Source organism: Pseudomonas sp. 51_B (assembly GCF_017491595.1).
Lineage (GTDB): Bacteria > Pseudomonadota > Gammaproteobacteria > Pseudomonadales > Pseudomonadaceae > Aquipseudomonas > Aquipseudomonas promysalinigenes.
Window position 1 is genome coordinate 451,208 of sequence record NZ_JAFGYW010000001.1, and the last position, 18,103, is coordinate 469,310.

Here is an 18,103-nt window from a genome sequence, read left to right on the forward strand (position 1 = left end):
GCGCTCACTCCCAAATAGTCATGGCTTGATAACGCACAAGCCAGCTCGAAGGCTGGCTTGTGGGGGTTTCCTACGAGAGAAGCCTGTTACTCAGCGGCGGCAGGAGCCTGTGCTGGCTTAACAGCATCTTCGTACGAGACCGACTTGTCGGTCACAGTCGCTTTCTGCAGAACAGTATCTACAACTTGTTCTTCCAGCACAACCGAACGAACTTCGTTCATTTGCTGGTCGTTCTTGTAGTACCAGGAGATGACCTGCTCAGGCTCTTGGTAAGCCGAAGCCATTTCTTCGATCATTTCGCGAACCTTGCCTTCGTCAGGCTTGAGCTCGAACTGCTTGACCACTTCAGCGACGATCAGGCCCAGCACCACACGGCGCTTGGCTTGCTCTTCGAACAGTTCGGCTGGCAGTTGCTCAGGTTTGATGTTGCCACCAAACTGCTGAACAGCCTGCACGCGCAGACGGTTGACTTCGTTTTCCAGCAGCGCCTTCGGCACTTCGATCGGGTTGGCGGCCAGCAGACCGTCCATGACCTGGTTCTTGACCTTGGTCTTGATGGCCTGGCGCAGTTCACGCTCCATGTTCTTGCGAACTTCCGTGCGGAAGCCTTCCAGGGTCGACTCTTTGATACCGAACTGGGCGAAGAATTCTTCGTTCAGCTCTGGCAGCACAGGGGCCGACACGCTGTTCACGGTGATGGTGAACTCGGCAGCCTTACCTGCCAGATCAAGGTTCTGGTAGTCCTCAGGGAAGGTCACGTTGACAACGCGCTCTTCGCCCGCCTTGGCGCCTACCAGACCATCTTCGAAGCCAGGGATCATGCGGCCGGAACCCAGCACCAGCTGAGTACCCTTGGCCGAACCACCGGCGAACTCTTCACCGTCGATCTTGCCAACGAAGTCGATGTTGACCTGGTCGTCATTTTGCGCAGCGCGCTCAACGGCCTCGAAGCGGGTATTCTGCTTGCGCAGCACTTCCAGCATGTTGTCGAGGTCGGCATCGGCCACTTCGGCGCTCAAGCGCTCAACGTTGATCGAGTCGAAGCCGGCAACGGTGAACTCTGGGAACACTTCGAAGATGGCAACGAACTCCAGATCCTTGCCCTTCTCGAACGATTTAGGCTCAACAGCTGGAGCGCCAGCCGGGTTCAGCTTTTGTTCAACGATGGCCTCGTAGAAGGAAGCCTGGACTAGGTCACCGAAAGCCTCTTGACGGGCATCGGCTTCAAAACGCTGACGGATCACGCTCATCGGCACCTTGCCTGGGCGGAAGCCCGCGACTTTGGCGCGCTTGGCAGTCTGTTGCAGACGCTTGTTGACTTCGTTCTCGACGCGCTCGGCCGGAACGGCGATGGTCATGCGGCGCTCGAGAGCGGAAGTGTTTTCAACAGAAACTTGCATGGATATTCCTCGTTGCACAGACGTTAGCCGGCGATAGCCCGACTCCAGAATCAAGGGCAAACATTCTAGTGAGTCACGCACCAGAAGTCACCCCACCCGGGACGACGGGAAACCTCGCCGGTCGATTGACTTACATGGCCCACACAATGAAGTGCCAAGCCTCTTTATATAGAGGGCGGCGCAACGCCCGCTGGCGTCACGCAGCCGAAATATCTTGTGATACAACAGCCGGTATATTAACGACGACCCCCTATTCGGGGTCGATCTCGTTGAACTGACAATACGCTTCCCATTCCATGCCCAAGGCTTCAGCCACCTCCCGATGAGTCTCCAGGCGCATGGCCTGCAACTGCTCGGGGCTTTCGGCGATCAACTGCAACGCCAGCTCCCAAGGCTGAACCCCTTGCTCATCAGCGGCATCCTCGAATGCCCACTCAATCTGCTGGGCCTGCTCACGTGCATCCAGCTCGCGAATTTCCTCGAGCAGTTGCGGATTAGCCTCAGCGAAGCGCTGCAGTGCCAGGGCCTGGCGGGCTTCTTTTGCAATCATTGGTCATTCCTCTGCCAGCCAAATCCGGGCCGGCGTTTCAACCGGCTGAAATCTAACAGCTTTTATTGGGGTGCCACCAGAGGATTGCAAGGGGCAGTTCTTGATGATGGCCGCGCAGCTCACCATTGAAGCCTTGGCGACAGCGGGAACCAGCACCGCACGGCATCCGCTCGACCTTGCAGGCACTACCTTGCTCGATGCATGTACACGACAGAAACAACAAAGGCGCCCGATCTCACGATCAAGGCGCCTTCGAAAAAATATGGGGTGGACGATGGGAATCGAACCCACGACAACTGGAATCACAATCCAGCGCTCTACCAACTGAGCTACGCCCACCATGTTGCGGTGCTGCAATGTTGCGGTGCTGCTTTAAAGAAGCATGGTGCGGACGAAGAGACTCGAACTCTTACAGCTTGCGCCGCTGGAACCTAAATCCAGTGTGTCTACCAATTTCACCACGTCCGCGTAACGCTTAAAACAAAGGCGCCAGATCGTTCAATCAAAGCGCCCTCGTCGAATATGGGGTGGACGATGGGAATCGAACCCACGACAACTGGAATCACAATCCAGCGCTCTACCAACTGAGCTACGCCCACCATATTGCCTTACTTGCTTGCCTAAGCTGCCTAAATGGCGCACCCGGCAGGACTCGAACCTGCGACCATCCGCTTAGAAGGCGGATGCTCTATCCAGCTGAGCTACGGGCGCTTAAGCTTAAAGCCTAACCGAACGAGGCCTTAACAGGTAACTGCTAAATCGCTCATTCTGCCCGACTTCGCCAACCAGTGCTAGGCTGTGCCCGACAAGTGCGGCGAATCTTATAGGCGAGCCTCAGGGCCGTCAACACCTTTATCGAAAAAATTTAAATTATTTAAGGGCTTAGGGCATTTGGCCGACCACTCGCCTTTGCCCTTTAGCGATGACGTGCGAGAATGCGCCCTCTTTATTGTTCCTTTCTCGATGGTTAATCACGCGTCTATGACTGCACACCTAATCGATGGCAAGGCGATCGCCGCCAACCTGCGCAAGCAGATCGCTCAACGTGTCGAGGAGCGTCGCCAGCAAGGCCTTCGCACGCCGGGCCTGGCTGTGATCCTGGTCGGCACCGACCCCGCCTCCCAAGTCTATGTCTCGCACAAACGCAAGGACTGCGAAGAGGTCGGTTTCATCTCCCAGGCATTCGACCTGCCCAGCGAGACCACGCAGCAAGCGCTGACCGAGCTGATCGACCGCCTCAACGACGACCCGGCCGTCGATGGTATCCTGCTGCAACTGCCGCTGCCGGCGCATCTGGATGCTTCGCTGCTGCTCGAGCGCATCCGCCCCGACAAAGACGTCGACGGCTTCCACCCCTACAACATCGGTCGCCTGGCTCAGCGCATTCCGCTGCTGCGCCCCTGCACGCCCAAAGGCATCATGACCCTGCTCGAAAGCACCGGGCAAGACTTGTACGGCATGAACGCGGTCATCGTCGGTGCTTCCAACATCGTGGGCCGTCCGATGGCCATGGAGCTTTTGCTCGGTGGCTGCACCGTAACCGTCTGCCACCGTTTCACCAAGGACCTGGCCGGCCACGTTGGCCGTGCCGACCTGGTGGTGGTGGCGGCAGGCAAACCTGGCCTGGTGAAGGGTGAGTGGATCAAGGAAGGCGCCATCGTCATCGACGTCGGCATCAACCGCCAGGAAGATGGCAAGCTGGTTGGCGACGTGGTCTACGAAACAGCGCTGCCACGCGCTGGCTGGATCACACCGGTGCCAGGTGGCGTTGGCCCAATGACCCGCGCGTGCCTGCTGGAAAACACGCTGTACGCAGCCGAAGTGCTGCACAAGTAACACCGCGCAAAATGATAACGGCACCTCAGGCAGGTGCCGTTTTTTTGCTTGTGATTCAGCGCATGGCGCTGCAAAGGTGTGGTAGCCCTGCACCCCATGCCCATCGTTGCCTTCAATAGGCTCGCCGTTTTCCCGAACTGGAGAACGGCGCCATGTCCCAAGCCCCCTCGCCCCACTTGGCATTCATCCAGCGACGCATGCCTGGATGGCTGCAGTCGTGCACCGCGCAGCAGCGCCAGCAGCTCGAGCGACGCCTGCGCGACAGCCATCGCGCCAGCCACCGCCTGCGCAAGCAGCTAGCCCGCCTGCAGGCCCCAGAGACGTTCTGTAGAGCGCAGCTTGATCAGGCATTGGCTCACTGGTTTGCCGACCGCGAACTCCCTGACGTCGATCAGGGTTGGCTGTGGCATGTGGCACAACGGCGCGGTATGTCATGGCTGGAAGCGGCCATGCTGAACTTCGATGAGGCCGATCAGATTCGCTTGTACCTGCGCAAAGGAACAACTGCCGCTACCGCTATCGATACCGACCGTTTCGTGAAAACCGTACGCAATCTCGACCTCGGCGGCCGTTATCAGGCGCATGTGGCCGAACTCCTTGATTCACGCCTGACCCACCAACTGCAACAAGACCAAGATCGCGCAGCCTTCGCTGCAGAGCTGACCCTTGCCCTGCCGCGCGGGCGTATCGACAGCCGTGGCGCGACCTTGGGTGAGGCGGCCCTGGCAGGGGCCGAGCAGATCACCCTCCCCGATGGCAGCCAGCGCCGATTGCAATGCTGTTACCTGGCGCTGTTCGACTGCGCGCTGAATGGCCCTTTGCTCATCAGCCTGCAAGCACACGATGAAACCCAGCCATGCCTGCTTTACCTGCCTGGGCACCCAAGCGAACCAATGCGCCAGTACCCCTCGCTTGCAGCAATGGGCCAGGCGCTCACGCACATGCTTTGGGACGACCACGAACGGCAGTTTTTCGTGCGCTACGTAAGCCACGGGCAGCAATTGCAGTTCGCGTTGCGGCTACGTGAAACCCTATTTCCGCGCTACCCCTACCCCACATTGCACTCCGGCACACCGGTGCTCGAGAAAGGCCAACAGGTCAGCTTGATAACCCGGCTGTTCCCCAACCCTCGCCACATTTGGCAAGAGACGCTGGACAAGAATGCACGGCTGGCCTGGAGCGCTTCACCCTGGCAGCAGGACTGCTTCGCTGCACGCACCCGTACCCAGCTCGAACGCAAGCTGCAAGACGCAGCCGACATCGTGGTGCCCACCGCAAAACGTGATGCGCAAGCCCTCTGGGAGCGTATCGAAGGCTGGCTGCAAACGGGCCTGAATGTGCTGAATATTGCCAGCTTGTTCATTCCCGGCCTGGCGCAGGTCATGCTGGTGGTCGGCGGCGCGCAGTTGGTCGATGAATTCCTTGAGGGGGTGCATGCCGCCAACGAAGAGCAGGCCGACGCTGCATTGGTGCATCTGTTCGCCGTGTTCGAAAACCTCGCGCAATTCGCGGCACTGGGTGCTGCCGGGCGGTTTGCCGAACCCATTGGGCCGTTGCACGAATGGCAGCGTATTGGCAGCGGCGATAGCGAGCGGCTGTGGCATGGCGACCTGTCAGCGTTCGCTCAGGCCCGGCCATGGCCTGCGCAAACTGTGCCAAACGCCGAGGGTCTGCATACCTGGCAAGGCCAGCAGTGGTGGCTGCACGATGGCCAAGCGTACCCCCTGCAGCGCGAAGCGAAAGGCGGCTGGCGCCTGGCGCTCGGCAAAGGCCACCGCCATCAACCAAGGCTGCTTGGCAATGGCAATGGCAGCTGGCTGCTGGAGCATGAGCAGCCCCTGGCCTGGCGCAGCCCGGCGCTGGAGCGGCGGCTTGGCCCGGCGTGTGAAGGCCTGGAAGATACCGCAATGGCAAATGCCTTGCGCAGCAGTGGCTACGGTGACGACGCTTTACGCCGCCTGCTGCTCGATCACCGCCCATTGCCCGCTTTGTTGCTCGACACCCTTCAAGCCTTCGGCGCCACTCCCCTGCCGGTGATCGAGGCCGCCGACAGCACCCTGCTGGCCAGGGATTTCCCCTCGCTCAGCCCTCGTGCATGTCATGAAATCCTGGCAACAGCATCAGCGGCCGAGCTTGCGCAGATGAAGCGAACAGGCCGCTTGCCGTTGCCCATGGCCGAACAGGCCCGCCTGTACCTGCGTGAAGCCAGGCTCAACCGGGCACTGGGGCATCTGCGCCAAGCCACGGCCAGGAGCAGCGACCGCGACACCTTGGTGTTTGCCAATCTGCCAAGGCTACCAGGCTGGTCCGGTACGGTGCGCGTGGAGCTGGTCGAGCATGGCAGCCTGATCGCGGCGGCCGGTGAGCAAGGCGCTATAGTCAAACGCGTACAGCGCAGCGCCCAAGGCTATCAACCGCTCGATGCGGCCGGGCAAACCCTGGGGGGACAGGACGAGTTGCTCAACGCCATCTTGCGCGCCCTGCCTGACAGCGAGCGCGATGCGCTGGGGCTGGCCATTCACGATGCGCCCGCCCTGCGAGACGCGCTATTCGACCGGGCCTGCGCTAACCGTGAAGCGAGTGCTCGTGATCTGGGCATGGTGCCGGTGCGCCCGCTGTTCAATCCACCCAGTCGAATCCCCGGCAGCCAGCGCCTTGGCTATCGACTCAGTGGCCATGGCAACCCTGCGCAGACTGCCGACAGCCTGTTCGATCAGCTCTACCCAGCAGGCGACCGGCAGGAGCGCCAGTTGCTGCGTCAACGCCTGCAGCATGAAGCAGGCCCTGGGCCAGGTGCTTTTCTACGCCTGCTGGAGCGCCTGCGCGGTGAATATCGACGCCTGGACGACGAACTGCAGAATTGGGTCGAACAGGGCTCGGGATCACAACGCACCGCACGCGATCGCCAAGCCCAGCGCATACGCCACGCATGGCGCCGGCAAAACCCCGAAGACTTTGGCGCAGGGCATGATTCCGTCACCCTGGACATAGACGGCGCGCAACTGGAGACATTGCCCGTCTTACCCGTGCCCCTTTCTCACGTGCACCAGCTTCGCATCATAGGGCTCGCTGATCATGCCAACACCGGGCTGAACGGGTTTATCAGGGCCTTCCCCGAACTGCGCCACCTGGACCTTGAAGATAATGCTCTGCGCAGCCTCCCACCAGCATTGGCCGACCTCAGCGAGCTCGAGTCTCTGGACCTTTCGCACAATGTACTCGACCTCTCCCAGGAAGCCGACCTCTCGACACTGACAGGCTTGCGCAACCTAGAGCGCCTGAACCTTTCACAGTGCCTGCAGACACTTTCCGCCAGCACCCTACAACGGCTTGCCGACCTCCCAGCGCTGGGCTATCTGCAGGCAGACTTCAATACCCTACAGTTTGAGGCTGCACATTTTCAGGCGCTGCAACGCTGGCCGAGCCTGACCCACCTAGAACTTGGCCATAACCAAATCGTGCTTACCCAAGCAAGCCTTACGGCTTTGAACGGCCTAAACCGACTGCGCTTGTTATCGCTGCGTTACAACCCTCTGGTACTGGCACCAGACTTCAGCGGCTGGACTGCGCTGGAGCAGGTGGACCTGGAGCATACAGGCATCTTCGAGTGGCCAGCCGGGTTGACCACGTTGATGAACCAGCAGCCGCTCAACCTTCGTGAGATTGACCTGAGCCTCAATGAACTGAGCGATGCCCCCGCCCTGCGCGATACCCTATTCGCGCAGGGGTTGCGCCAAGGTGACCAGCAACTCCATTACGCATTCGACGACAATCCATTCAATGACCTGGCGCTGCAACGCCTGGAAGAAGCTGGGATGCCCGTCATTCAGGACGATGCTGACGCCCAGGAGTGGTCTGCCGGCTGGCCTGCCAACTTGCGCGAGCATTTGGCCGAATTCTGGGCCGACCCTAACTGGCAGCCGTTGTTCGACCTTTACCAACGCCTGCCCGATACCCAAGCCTATCGCGCCAGCCCGGCTGCCATGGATGCCCGCATGCGCCAAGTGCTGCAGACGCTGGTGGACGCCACCAGGCACGATGAGGCCGGCACGGGTATCGCCCAACTGCAGCAACAGGTCCGTGAGTTCTTGGTCGATGCCGGCCAAGCCTGTGTCGATCAGGCCAGCCTGCTGTTTCAACAGGTCGAAACCGACGTTACGCTCTGGCAATCGGTGGCCAACGCAGCGCCCAGTGACGGCCACGAGCAAGTTGCCATCGACAGCGCAGCTAGCCTGATGCGCCAAAGGTTGCTCGACGAGCAGATCGGCCAGATGTTCAATGCCCGGCGCGCACGGCGCCGGGCATTGGGTGAAGCCGGCAATGAAGCTGAGCGGCAAGCCGCGCCAGGGCTGTCCAACCTCGACGACCTCAGCGATGAGCAACTGACCGAGGCGAATTTCCTGCTCGATGAACTGGAAATGGCGCTTTACGCACGCATTCGCCTGCAGCAGCGGCTGCGGCTGCCGCCACAACCGGACGGCATGCGCTTCGAGTATCTGGCGCGCCTGAGCGACATCACTTTGCAGCGCCTTGAGCAGACTGTGTGGTCGCAAGCCACTGCCGATCGCCTCAAGGCCTGGGCGGGCGACCAGCCCTTCTGGCAACGCTGGTTGCAGCGTCTACGCCCCCAGGCGTTTCAACTGTTCGACCTACAGTGGGAAGGTGCCTCGCAATACTTCGACTCGCTCAATGACAGTGCAGCGCCTAGCGGCGCTTACACCGGCCCTGAGGTGCCACAGGTGTACATCGACAATTTGGAACAGCACATTGATCAGATTGCCTGGCGCCACGCAGGTGCGTTGCAACATGTCGATCTGACCGGCGACAGCGCTCTCTACCTGAGGGCCTCGCAGCTGTTACTGCAAAGCCGCGAACAGGCGCGCGAGGCTCTGCTGCGTACATTGACTGTGGCCTTGAGCGAGGCCAACCCGCACGCCTTCTCCCCCGGCGTGTGACCGCTCACCCCGTGTCAAAAGTCGGCACGGGGTGCCCCCATCCTGAAAACTTGGCAAGGCCATTGCTAAAACCCGGGCAGGCCTTGGTCAAGCTGTCGGCGGCAGGCGCCCGCGAACGTCTGCGTGCACCGAAGTAGAGCTGCTGCCTGACTAATGCCCCACAACTGGTCAGACCGGTAAGGCCAAAATGTCTTGCAATGTCGGATTTTTCGCGGTTTTATGATCTGGCGCTGAACAAACCGGTAAGACCACAATAATTAAGTCCTGCGCTCTTTCGCCCCGTGCGGCACCGAAGCAAGGACACCGATCTGAGATCCCTCCCATGCTCAAATGGTGCTCGCGTTCGATCTTCCTGCAAGTTGTGCTCGGCCTTGTCCTCGGCATCGCCTGCGGCCTCAGCTTCCCCGAAATGTCCCTACAGCTAAAACCACTCGGCGACGGCTTCATCAAGCTGATCAAGATGCTCATCGGCTTGATTGTGTTCTGCGTGGTGGTCAGCGGTATATCCGGTGCTGGTGACTTGAAGAAGGTCGGGCGCATCGGCCTGAAATCAGTGATCTATTTCGAAGTGCTGACGACCATCGCCCTGGTCATTGGCCTGGTGTTCGCCTTCAGCAGCGGCATCGGCAGCGGGGCCAACATCCATCTCGACCAGCTTTCCAGTGCCGATGCCAGCAGCCTGGCCGAGCGCGGGCAGCACATACACGGCGCGACTGCGTTCTTCATGGACCTGATTCCGACCTCGGTGGTCGGTGCCTTCGCCGACAACAACATTCTCCAGGTACTGCTGTTCTCGGTGCTGTTCGGCAGCGCCCTGAACCTGGTCGGCGAAGCGGCGGCCGGTATCTCACGGCTGATCAACGAACTTAGCCATGTGATCTTCCGCATCATGGGCATGATCGTGCGACTGGCGCCGATTGGGGTGTTCGGCGCCATCGCCTTCACTACCAGCAAATACGGCCTGGAATCGCTGCAGCACCTTGGTGGCCTGGTGGCGCTGTTCTACCTGACCTGCGCCGGCTTCGTACTGATCGTGCTGGGCACCGTGATGCGTGTGTCGGGCCTGAAACTGCTGCCGCTGATCAAGTATCTGCGTGAAGAGCTGACCATCGTTCTGGGTACCGCCTCGTCCGACGCGGTGCTGCCGCAGATCATGCGCAAACTGGAGCACCTGGGTATCGGTAGTTCCACTGTTGGCCTGGTGATCCCCACCGGCTATTCGTTCAACCTCGACGGCTTCTCCATCTACCTGACCCTGGCGATCGTGTTCATCGCCAACGCCACCGGCACTCCACTAGAAATGACCGACCTGCTGACCATCCTGCTGGTGTCATTGGTGACCTCCAAGGGCGCGCATGGCATCCCAGGCTCGGCACTGGTGATCCTCGCCGCGACCCTGACCGCTGTGCCGGCCATTCCGGTAGTGGGCCTGGTGTTGGTGCTTGCGGTGGACTGGTTCATGGGCATCGGCCGTGCACTGACCAACCTGATTGGCAACTGCGTGGCAACCGTGGCCATTGCCCGCTGGGAGAAAGACATCGACCTTGAGCGTGCGCAGAATGTGCTCGATGGCAAACCTGGTTTCGCCGTGCCGCGCAAGCATAACCCCCATCAACAGGAATTCTGAGCCCATGTGGCCGGCGCTGGCGCCGGCCCTTCAAGGAGCGAACCGTGATCAGTTCATCGACCGTCGTCAACTCTGTGGTTGAGAAGCTACGCACTGCCCTGGCCCGCGGCCAGTGGCGCCGCGGCGAAATGCTGCCCGGCCAGCGCGAACTGGCCGAACAACTGGGCATCAGCCGCCCTAGTCTGCGCGAAGCCGTGACTGTGCTGGAAACACTGGGTCTGGTGCGCTCGCTGCCCGGCAAAGGTGTGTTGGTGCTCGATGCCGAAACAGCCGTACCCGACCTGCCTGTCGAAAGCGCGGCGCAGGCCAGCCTGGCCGATGTATTGGAGCTGCGCTACACCCTTGAGCCGTTCATCGTCGGCTTGGTCGCGCAGTCGGCCAATAACCAGGAGATAGGCCAACTGCGCCTGACCCTGATGGACATGCGCGAGGCACTGGATGCCGAGGACAGCGAGGCAGGGGCCAAGGCCTACATCGCGCTTCACGAAGCGTTGTTCGCCCTGACCACCAACCCGATCTTCCAAAGCGTGGTGCAGCAAACGGGTGATGCCCTCAAGCAAAGCGCAAGCATGCTGCGCAACTCGCCTGAACACTTGGCCGCCCGGCTCAAGGAAAACGAAGCCGTGGTGCGGGCCATTCGCGAGCGCAACAGCGCCCTGGCCAGCGCCCAGATGCGCCAACACATCCTCGCCGAGGGCCAGCGCATGGGCATAGAACTCAATATCCCGGACGACCAGCCCGGCCAATGACCCCAGGAGAGCGACCATGACCGCCTGTGCCCAAGCCGCCCCCCAACTGCCTGCCCTGCTCGCCGTCGGCGAAACGCGCCTTTCGGCCGAGCAGATCTACCCGCGCCTGTTCGATGCCATCCTCGAACAGCGCCTGCCGCCGGGTAGCCTGCTTCCAGAGCAGGCATTGGGTAATGCTTTCGGGGTCAGCCGCACCGTAATCCGCCGAGTGCTAGGGCGCCTTTGCGATCAGCAGGTGGTGGTGCAGCGCCCAAGCCACACTGCACACCTGGCCGCCCCCGACCCCGAGCAGGCCCGCCAGGTGCTCAGCGCCCGGCGCCTGGCCGAAACCACCCTGATCAGCCTGGCGGCGCAGCGCGCCAAGCCCACGCAGATCCGCCAGTTGCGTCAACTGGTGGAGCGCGAGCGCCAGCACCATGAACATGGTGAGCGCTGCGCCGCCATCCGCCTGGGTGGCGAGTTTCACCTCAAACTGGCCCAGGTTGCAGCCAACGCACCGTTGGCACGTTTTCTCAACGGTTTGGTGCCGATGACCTCATTGATCATCGCCCGCTATGAATCGCCGTGTTGCGAGCACTGTGCCTGGGAAGAACACGCGGCGATCATCGATGCCGTGGAGGCCGGTGACGCCGAGGCCGCCCTTGCCTTGATGCATGAACACCTCGACCGCCTGGAACACAAGCTGGACTTCGACTGACCAATCCCAGGGGCTGCAACGCAGCCCCTCCCGCGCCCCTAGCCCCCGACTTTCCCGAGACACGCCCGAACACCGTCTGTCGACCTGCACGGAATAAAATAGGTAGTTGTTTCAACCTTTTACCGGCCACGCCGATAGTTCTGAGGTAAGGTTTTGCCATCGCGCCACAAGCGCGCGGCGCTCATCCCTCCCTGGCTCAAGGTCTCGAAACATGAACCTGAAATTTCGCCACAAAATTCTGCTCAGCGCCTGCGGTGTCGTGGTGCTGGCCTTTGCGTTGTTCACCCTCTACAACGACTACCTGCAACGCAATAGCCTGCGCCAGAACATCGAGTCTTCCGTGCAACAGGCCGGTGCCTTGACCGCCAGCAGCGTTCAGAACTGGATGAGCGGGCGCATTCTGGTGCTGGAAAACCTGGCTCAGGACATTGCCGAACAAGGGGCAGGCGCTACCCTGGGTGGGTTGATCGAGCAGCCCTCCTACACGCGAAACTTCCTTTTCACCTATTTGGGCCAGGCCAACGGCGTTTTCACCCAGCGCCCTGACACTCAGATGCCAGCCGGTTACGACCCACGCCAGCGGCCGTGGTACACCAGCGCGGCCAGCGCCGGTCAAACGCTGCTTACCCCGCCCTACCAGGGCGCAGTCGGTGGCCTGATGGTGACCATCGCAGTGCCAGTGAAAAGCAGGCAGAACGGCGATTTGATCGGCGTGGTCGGCGGCGACCTGACCCTCGACACCCTGGTACAGATCATCAACTCGGTCGACTTCGGGGGCATTGGTCATGCCTTCTTGGCCGACAGCAGTGGCCAGGTCATCGTCAGCCCAGACAAAGACCAGGTGATGAAGAACCTCAAGGACATATACCCCGGCAGCGGCTTGCGCGTAGCGCCGGGCATGCAGGACGTCACCCTCAACGGTGAGCAGCGGCTGATTTCGTTCGCCCCGGTCGCCGGCCTGCCCTCTGCACAGTGGTACATCGGCCTGTCGATCGACAAGGACAAGGCCTATGCGGCACTGACCCAGTTCCGCACCTCGGCGATCATCGCCATGCTCATCGCCGTGGTGGCCATCGCCGTGCTGCTGGGCCTGCTGATTCCAGTGCTGATGCGCCCACTGACTACCATGGGCCGCGCCATGCGAGACATCGCCGAAGGTGAAGGCGACCTGACCCGCCGCCTGGACGTACAGCACCAGGACGAATTCGGTGAACTGGCCAGTTCGTTCAACCGCTTCGTCGAACGCATTCACGCGTCGATCAGCGAGGTGTCGTCAGCCACTCGGCTGGTCCATGACTTGTCGGAAAAAGTGGTCAATGCCTCCAATGCCTCGATCATCGGTTCCGAAGAGCAAAGCATGCGCACCAACAGCGTGGCGGCGGCAATCAATCAATTGGGGGCCGCCACTCAGGAGATCGCGCGCAATGCGGCCGATGCCTCGCAACACGCCAGCGGTGCCAGCGAGCAGGCCCACGGTGGCCGCGAAGTGGTCGAGCAGGCGATCGGCGCCATGACTGCGCTGTCGCAACGTATCAGCGAGTCGTGTGAACAAATAGAAACCCTCAACGCCAGCACCGACGAGATTGGCAAGATTCTCGACGTGATCAAGGGCATCTCCCAACAGACCAACCTGCTGGCGCTCAACGCCGCCATCGAGGCGGCTCGTGCAGGTGAAGCGGGGCGTGGTTTTGCCGTGGTCGCGGATGAGGTGCGTAACCTGGCGCACCGCACCCAGGAGTCAGCCGAAGAGATCCACCGCATGATCACCAGCCTGCAAGTAGGCTCGCGCGAGGCGGTGCATACCATGAACACTAGCCAGGTCTCCAGCGAGCAAACCGTGCAGGTGGCCAACCAAGCCGGCGAGCGCCTGGCCAGCGTCACCCAGCGTATCGGCGAAATCGACGGCATGAACCAGTCGGTCGCAACCGCTACCGAGGAGCAGACAGCAGTGGTCGAGAGCCTCAACCTGGACATCACACAAATCAACGCGCTGAATCAACAGGGGGTGGAAAACCTCAACCAGACCCTGCAGCATTGCGACGCGCTGGCTCAGCAGGCCGGGCGCTTGAAGCATTTGGTGGGCAGCTTCCGCATCTGAGGCCTGCAAACGGTCATTCAAAGAACCCTATCGAGCGCTATGGTTGCGGCGCTCGGTAGAAGGTGCACGCATGGCCGTTAAACCTGCAACCAACCTTTCGAATACCGCCCATGGTTATAACCTAATAACGAACAAGTCTATTTGGCTATAAAAAACTCCCTATATGCTGGCACCCATCCGATAACGGGCAAAGCTGGGCAGTCGAGTAGCGTATGGATGTAGGATCTTTTGGTTTCACCATTGCCGGACTGGTTGTGGGTTTCATCGTAGGCATGACTGGGGTTGGCGGCGGATCGTTGATGACCCCGATCCTGCTGTGGTTCGGCATCAACCCGGCCACTGCCGTAGGCACCGACCTGCTATACGCCGCCATCACCAAGGGTGGTGGTATCTGGGTTCACGCCCGTAACAAGAACATCGACTGGAAGATCACCGGCCTGCTCAGCTTGGGCAGCGTACCGGCAGCGGCCCTGACGCTGTGGTTTCTCAGCACCCTGCATACCGATACCACGGCGCTGAATGCGATCATCAAGCAGGGCCTGGCGATTGTGTTGATCCTCACCGCCCTGGCCATCCTGTTCAAGTCGCGCCTGCAGGCTTTCGCCAGCCGGCACGCCGGCGATCACTATCACCTCAGCGACCGCAGCCTGAACACCCTTACCGTAATCACCGGTGTGGTGCTGGGCATCATGGTCACACTCACCTCGATCGGCGCTGGCGCTTTGGGCACCGTGGCGCTGTTCCTGCTGTACCCGTTTCTTGCCACGCGTCGGCTGGTAGGCACCGAAATCGCCCACGCCGTGCCCCTGACCCTGGTTGCCGGTATTGGCCACGCCGGCATGGGCAACATGGACTGGTCGCTACTGGGTTACCTGCTGCTGGGCTCGCTGCCGGGCATCTACCTGGGTAGCCACCTCACCGGGCGTATTTCTGACCGTGTGCTGCGCCCTTGCCTGGCGACCATGTTGCTGCTGATTGGCTACAAATTGGCCTTCTGACCCGCAGCCGGCGCTTGCTTAGCCCAGCCGCAAGCGCCATCGCCCAGCGCGGCTGAGCGCAAGCTGCGACAGAGGCATTACATCGATATGCTGCGCGCTGACCATGGGGCACTCTAGTACGCTGACCAATGCTGCGCGAATAACCCAAGGGTGAGTCACCGCCCACCAATCACCGGGCCTGTCGAAGGCGCTCAACCAGGCCCCCACTCGTTCGCACACCTGGACGAACGGCTCCCCGTGAGGGGGAGCACATAATGGGTCCGCAAGCCACTGCGCCAGTGCCTCCGGCTGCTCGGCCTGCACTTGCTTGAGCGGCAAACCCTGCCAGTGGCCCAGTGCACCATCAGCCAACGCGGGCTCGATGTGCACGCTTTCACCCAGCCAGGTCGCGGTCTGCACCGTGCGCCGCTCCGGTGCGGCAAGCAGTTGTGTACCCTGTGGCAACGCCAGCGGATCGCCCGACACAGGCACAATGCAGTCGTTGGGCTGCGCCAAGTACCCCTGCTTCTGGGCCTGGGTCAGGGCATGGCAAACCAAGGTCAAACGTACGGCTCTCACCAGGGCATTCTTCTTTGCAAGTCGGGCCGACTGATTTAACACGCCGGGGACATTTTTACCGCTACAACGTCGCGCCCACACGGAACATCAGGTTAGCATCGTCACTCCTATTTCGGCTGAATGCCACCAGAGCGAGATCGATGCCCGCCAATCCCCCCAGCCCCATGCTCCTCGCTTTGCGCGAAAGCACCCGCGATTGTCACAAGGCGCTGGAGGCGCGCCTACCGTTTTTCAGCCCCCGGTTCGATGAGGCCGCCTACCGTCGCCTACTGCAGGCCTACTACGGTTTTCATGCCCCACTGGAACATCTACTGGGTGTTTATCAGGAGCCGGAACGGCGCAAAGCACACATCCTGGCTCGCGATTTGAGGGCATTGGGCCTGAGCGACGCCGATATCGACGCCCTGCCCCTGTGCCAAGCACTGCCCTTAGCCGAGGACGAGGCCTGCGTGCTGGGTGTGATGTACGTGGTGGAAGGCTCGACCCTGGGCGGGCAAGTGCTCAAGCGAGCGATGGCCGAGCGCCTGGGCATCGGCCAAGAGCGGGGCGGGGCCTTTCTCGACGTGTACGGCGAGCTCACCGGTAGCTATTGGCGAAGCTTCCTCGACCGGCTTGGCAAGGCATCAGGTGCTCAAGCCACCACCGTACAGGCCGCTATCGACACGTTCAGCTGTTTCCAGGCCTGGCTGGAACAGCGCAACGTTCTCAATGAATGCTCGGGCGGCCAGCCTGAGGGCCAAGCTTAAATGAACACGCTCGCGTAGGTTAAAGAGGCCTGCGCAGAGTCAGGCCAAAACCTCTTGCTGGCGCAACGACCAACCGCCCTGCCCGTCCACTTCCAGCCGGTGGGTATGGAAATCGGCCAGCGTGCTGCGATGTCCGACACTCACCAGCAAGGTTTCGGGCATCTGCTGGCGCAACAGCGTATACATCGCATGTTCCAGCCCCTCATCCATCGCCGAAGTGGATTCGTCGAGGAACACCACCTGCGGCCGGTTGAACAACACTCGTGCAAATGCCAGACGCTGCTGCTCACCGACCGACAGAATGTTCGACCAGTCCGCACTCACCGCCAGGCGCTCGGCAAGGTGTGCCAAATTGACCTTGTGCAAGGCCTCCTGCATCCGCACCTCATCACCGGGCTGAATGTCGGCCGGGTAAGCGATTGCGGCACGCAGGTCGCCCAAGGGCAGATAAGGCCGCTGCGACAGGAACAGCGCTTGAGTGCCTAACGGGCGCCGCACTTGGCCTTCGGCATAGGGCCAAAGGCCTGCCAAAGCGCGCAGCAAGGTAGTCTTGCCGCTGCCCGACGGCCCTTTGATCAGCAGCGCCTGACCACTGTGCAGGCGCAGGTTGAGGTCGGCGATCAGCGCATGGCCGTCCGGACGCATTACTTGCAGGCCAGTGATGTCCAGCGCCCGCGCCTGGTCTTGGGTCGTCACGCTTGGCAGCGCGGCAGCCTGGTCGTTGGCATCAAGGAAACCGGTCAAACGATCAAGGGTGGCACGGTATTGGGCGAATGTGTCGTATGACTCACGGAAGAACGATAACGCATCCTGCACTTCGCCAAATGCCTTGGAGGTTTGCATCACATCGCCCAGCTTGATCGCCCCACTGAAGAAACGCGGCGCTTGCAGGATGAAGGGGAACACCACCGCCATCTGGCTGACCCCAAGGTTGAAGCCGCTGAACTTCAGGTTCCGGAATACCAGCGCCCAGACGTTGGCGATCAATGCACCAAAGCGGCCCAGCAACGTCGCCCGCTCAACCGACGCGCCTTGGTAAAAAGCGATGTTCTCGGCATTCTCGCGCAAGCGCATCAACGCGTAGCGAAAGTTGGCGGTGAGTTTTTCGTTGAGGAAATTCAGGCGAATCAGCGGCTTGCCGAGGCGAAAGGCAATCCACGTGGCGATCAGCACGTACACATAGACGGCAAACACCATCGCCCGAGGGATCTCGTACCCAGCAATCGTCAACGGCGCCGACAGCCCCCAAAGAATGCCGGTGAAAGCCACCAGCGACACCAATGCACTGACAGCCCCCAAAGCCAGGGATACCGAATTGCCGACGAACGCGTTGACGTCCAGTTCGATACGCTGGTCAGGGTTGTCCACCGGCTCAGGCAGGAAGCGGCCCCGGTAGTAGGCATCGCCTTTCATCCAGTCACCGGTCAAGCGCTCTGTCAGCCAGATTCGCCACTGAATACTGAAGGCCTGGGTGACGTAGAACGTGAACAGCGAGCGCAGCACGTGGATGGTGGCCAATACCGCAAACACCCCCAGCAGGTACCAGAATGCCTTCTGGTCCAGTGCCTGCAAGGCGCTGTAGAAGCCGTTGTACCAGAACGAGAACAGCACGTTCAGGCGAACCGAGAACAGCGTCAACACCAGCAGCAGGCCGAACACCAGCAGCGGGCGCCAACTGCGCCGGAACGTGAAATATGGCCCTGCCAACTGCCAGAACTGGCTGCCCCAGCGCGTGTAGCGCACCGCCAGGGTGGCGGCGGCAAGAAAACCGATGAGGGTGATGAACGAGGCGATTGCAAGCCAGCCTAGGCTCGCTTGCAGGGCCTGGTGCCAGTTCATGTCCATAGCCGTTATCCATGACGAGTGATGCCGCGAGGTTAGCATCGCGG

General features: G+C 61.0%; 12 protein-coding genes and 4 tRNA genes. 8 read left to right on the forward strand and 8 right to left on the reverse strand.

Features of this window, described 5'->3' with window-relative positions:
• Positions 1-86 precede the first annotated feature (86 nt).
• From tig to J5M56_RS02065, 6 genes are all read right to left on the reverse strand, one after another.
• The gene (tig, locus tag J5M56_RS02040; protein ID WP_060476761.1) at positions 87-1,400 is read right to left on the reverse strand and encodes a trigger factor; all 1,314 of its coding nucleotides are present in this window, start codon (positions 1,398-1,400) and stop codon (positions 87-89) included.
• 250 nt (positions 1,401-1,650) lie between these two features.
• The gene (locus J5M56_RS02045; RefSeq protein ID WP_186476763.1) at positions 1,651-1,950 is read right to left on the reverse strand and encodes a DUF6388 family protein; all 300 of its coding nucleotides are present in this window, start codon (positions 1,948-1,950) and stop codon (positions 1,651-1,653) included.
• A gap of 263 nt (positions 1,951-2,213) precedes the next feature.
• Positions 2,214-2,289: transfer RNA gene (locus J5M56_RS02050), tRNA-His, on the reverse strand.
• 44 nt (positions 2,290-2,333) lie between these two features.
• A tRNA-Leu gene (locus J5M56_RS02055) sits at positions 2,334-2,418 on the reverse strand.
• 55 nt (positions 2,419-2,473) lie between these two features.
• Positions 2,474-2,549, reverse strand: a tRNA-His gene (locus J5M56_RS02060).
• Between the two features lie 35 nt (positions 2,550-2,584).
• Positions 2,585-2,661 (reverse strand) — tRNA-Arg (locus J5M56_RS02065).
• Between the two features lie 270 nt (positions 2,662-2,931).
• Here J5M56_RS02065 and folD point away from each other — a divergent pair.
• The 7 genes from folD to J5M56_RS02100 all read left to right on the forward strand — a co-directional run bounded on the left by folD (position 2,932) and on the right by J5M56_RS02100 (position 14,910).
• Complete coding sequence (folD, locus tag J5M56_RS02070) at positions 2,932-3,786, forward strand: bifunctional methylenetetrahydrofolate dehydrogenase/methenyltetrahydrofolate cyclohydrolase FolD (RefSeq protein WP_186476762.1); 855 nt, start codon at positions 2,932-2,934, stop codon at positions 3,784-3,786.
• Positions 3,787-3,938: 152 nt separating this feature from the next.
• A complete protein-coding gene (locus J5M56_RS02075; protein ID WP_207869361.1) occupies positions 3,939-8,741 on the forward strand; it encodes a DUF6543 domain-containing protein in 4,803 nt (1,600 codons plus the stop codon).
• A gap of 322 nt (positions 8,742-9,063) precedes the next feature.
• Positions 9,064-10,368, forward strand: a complete 1,305-nt coding sequence (locus J5M56_RS02080; RefSeq protein WP_060476757.1) for a C4-dicarboxylate transporter DctA — start codon at positions 9,064-9,066, stop codon at positions 10,366-10,368.
• A 44-nt stretch (positions 10,369-10,412) separates the two neighbouring features.
• Positions 10,413-11,117, forward strand: coding sequence for an FCD domain-containing protein (locus tag J5M56_RS02085; RefSeq protein ID WP_186476760.1), 705 nt, complete (start codon positions 10,413-10,415; stop codon positions 11,115-11,117).
• Between the two features lie 16 nt (positions 11,118-11,133).
• The gene (locus tag J5M56_RS02090; protein ID WP_186476759.1) at positions 11,134-11,814 is read left to right on the forward strand and encodes a GntR family transcriptional regulator; all 681 of its coding nucleotides are present in this window, start codon (positions 11,134-11,136) and stop codon (positions 11,812-11,814) included.
• A 211-nt stretch (positions 11,815-12,025) separates the two neighbouring features.
• Entirely contained in the window at positions 12,026-13,912 is a 1,887-nt protein-coding gene (gene mcpA, locus J5M56_RS02095) for a methyl-accepting chemotaxis protein McpA (protein WP_186476758.1), read from the forward strand.
• A gap of 212 nt (positions 13,913-14,124) precedes the next feature.
• Positions 14,125-14,910 carry a sulfite exporter TauE/SafE family protein gene (locus J5M56_RS02100; protein WP_060476753.1) on the forward strand — a complete coding sequence of 262 codons (786 nt, stop codon included), beginning with the start codon at positions 14,125-14,127 and terminating at the stop codon, positions 14,908-14,910.
• Between the two features lie 18 nt (positions 14,911-14,928).
• Here the strand turns inward: J5M56_RS02100 and J5M56_RS02105 are convergent, their stop codons facing one another.
• Positions 14,929-15,468 carry a histidine phosphatase family protein gene (locus J5M56_RS02105; protein ID WP_186476757.1) on the reverse strand — a complete coding sequence of 180 codons (540 nt, stop codon included), beginning with the start codon at positions 15,466-15,468 and terminating at the stop codon, positions 14,929-14,931.
• 140 nt (positions 15,469-15,608) lie between these two features.
• Here J5M56_RS02105 and J5M56_RS02110 point away from each other — a divergent pair, with 140 nt between their 5' ends.
• Positions 15,609-16,214: a biliverdin-producing heme oxygenase gene (locus J5M56_RS02110; RefSeq protein ID WP_207869363.1), complete on the forward strand. Its 606-nt coding sequence runs from the start codon at positions 15,609-15,611 to the stop codon at positions 16,212-16,214.
• Between the two features lie 39 nt (positions 16,215-16,253).
• On the opposite strand, the gene J5M56_RS02115 is transcribed toward J5M56_RS02110, so the two are convergent.
• On the reverse strand, positions 16,254-18,059 hold the full coding sequence (locus tag J5M56_RS02115) for an ABC transporter ATP-binding protein/permease (protein WP_207869365.1): 1,806 nt from the start codon (positions 18,057-18,059) through the stop codon (positions 16,254-16,256).
• Positions 18,060-18,103: the final 44 nt, after the last annotated feature.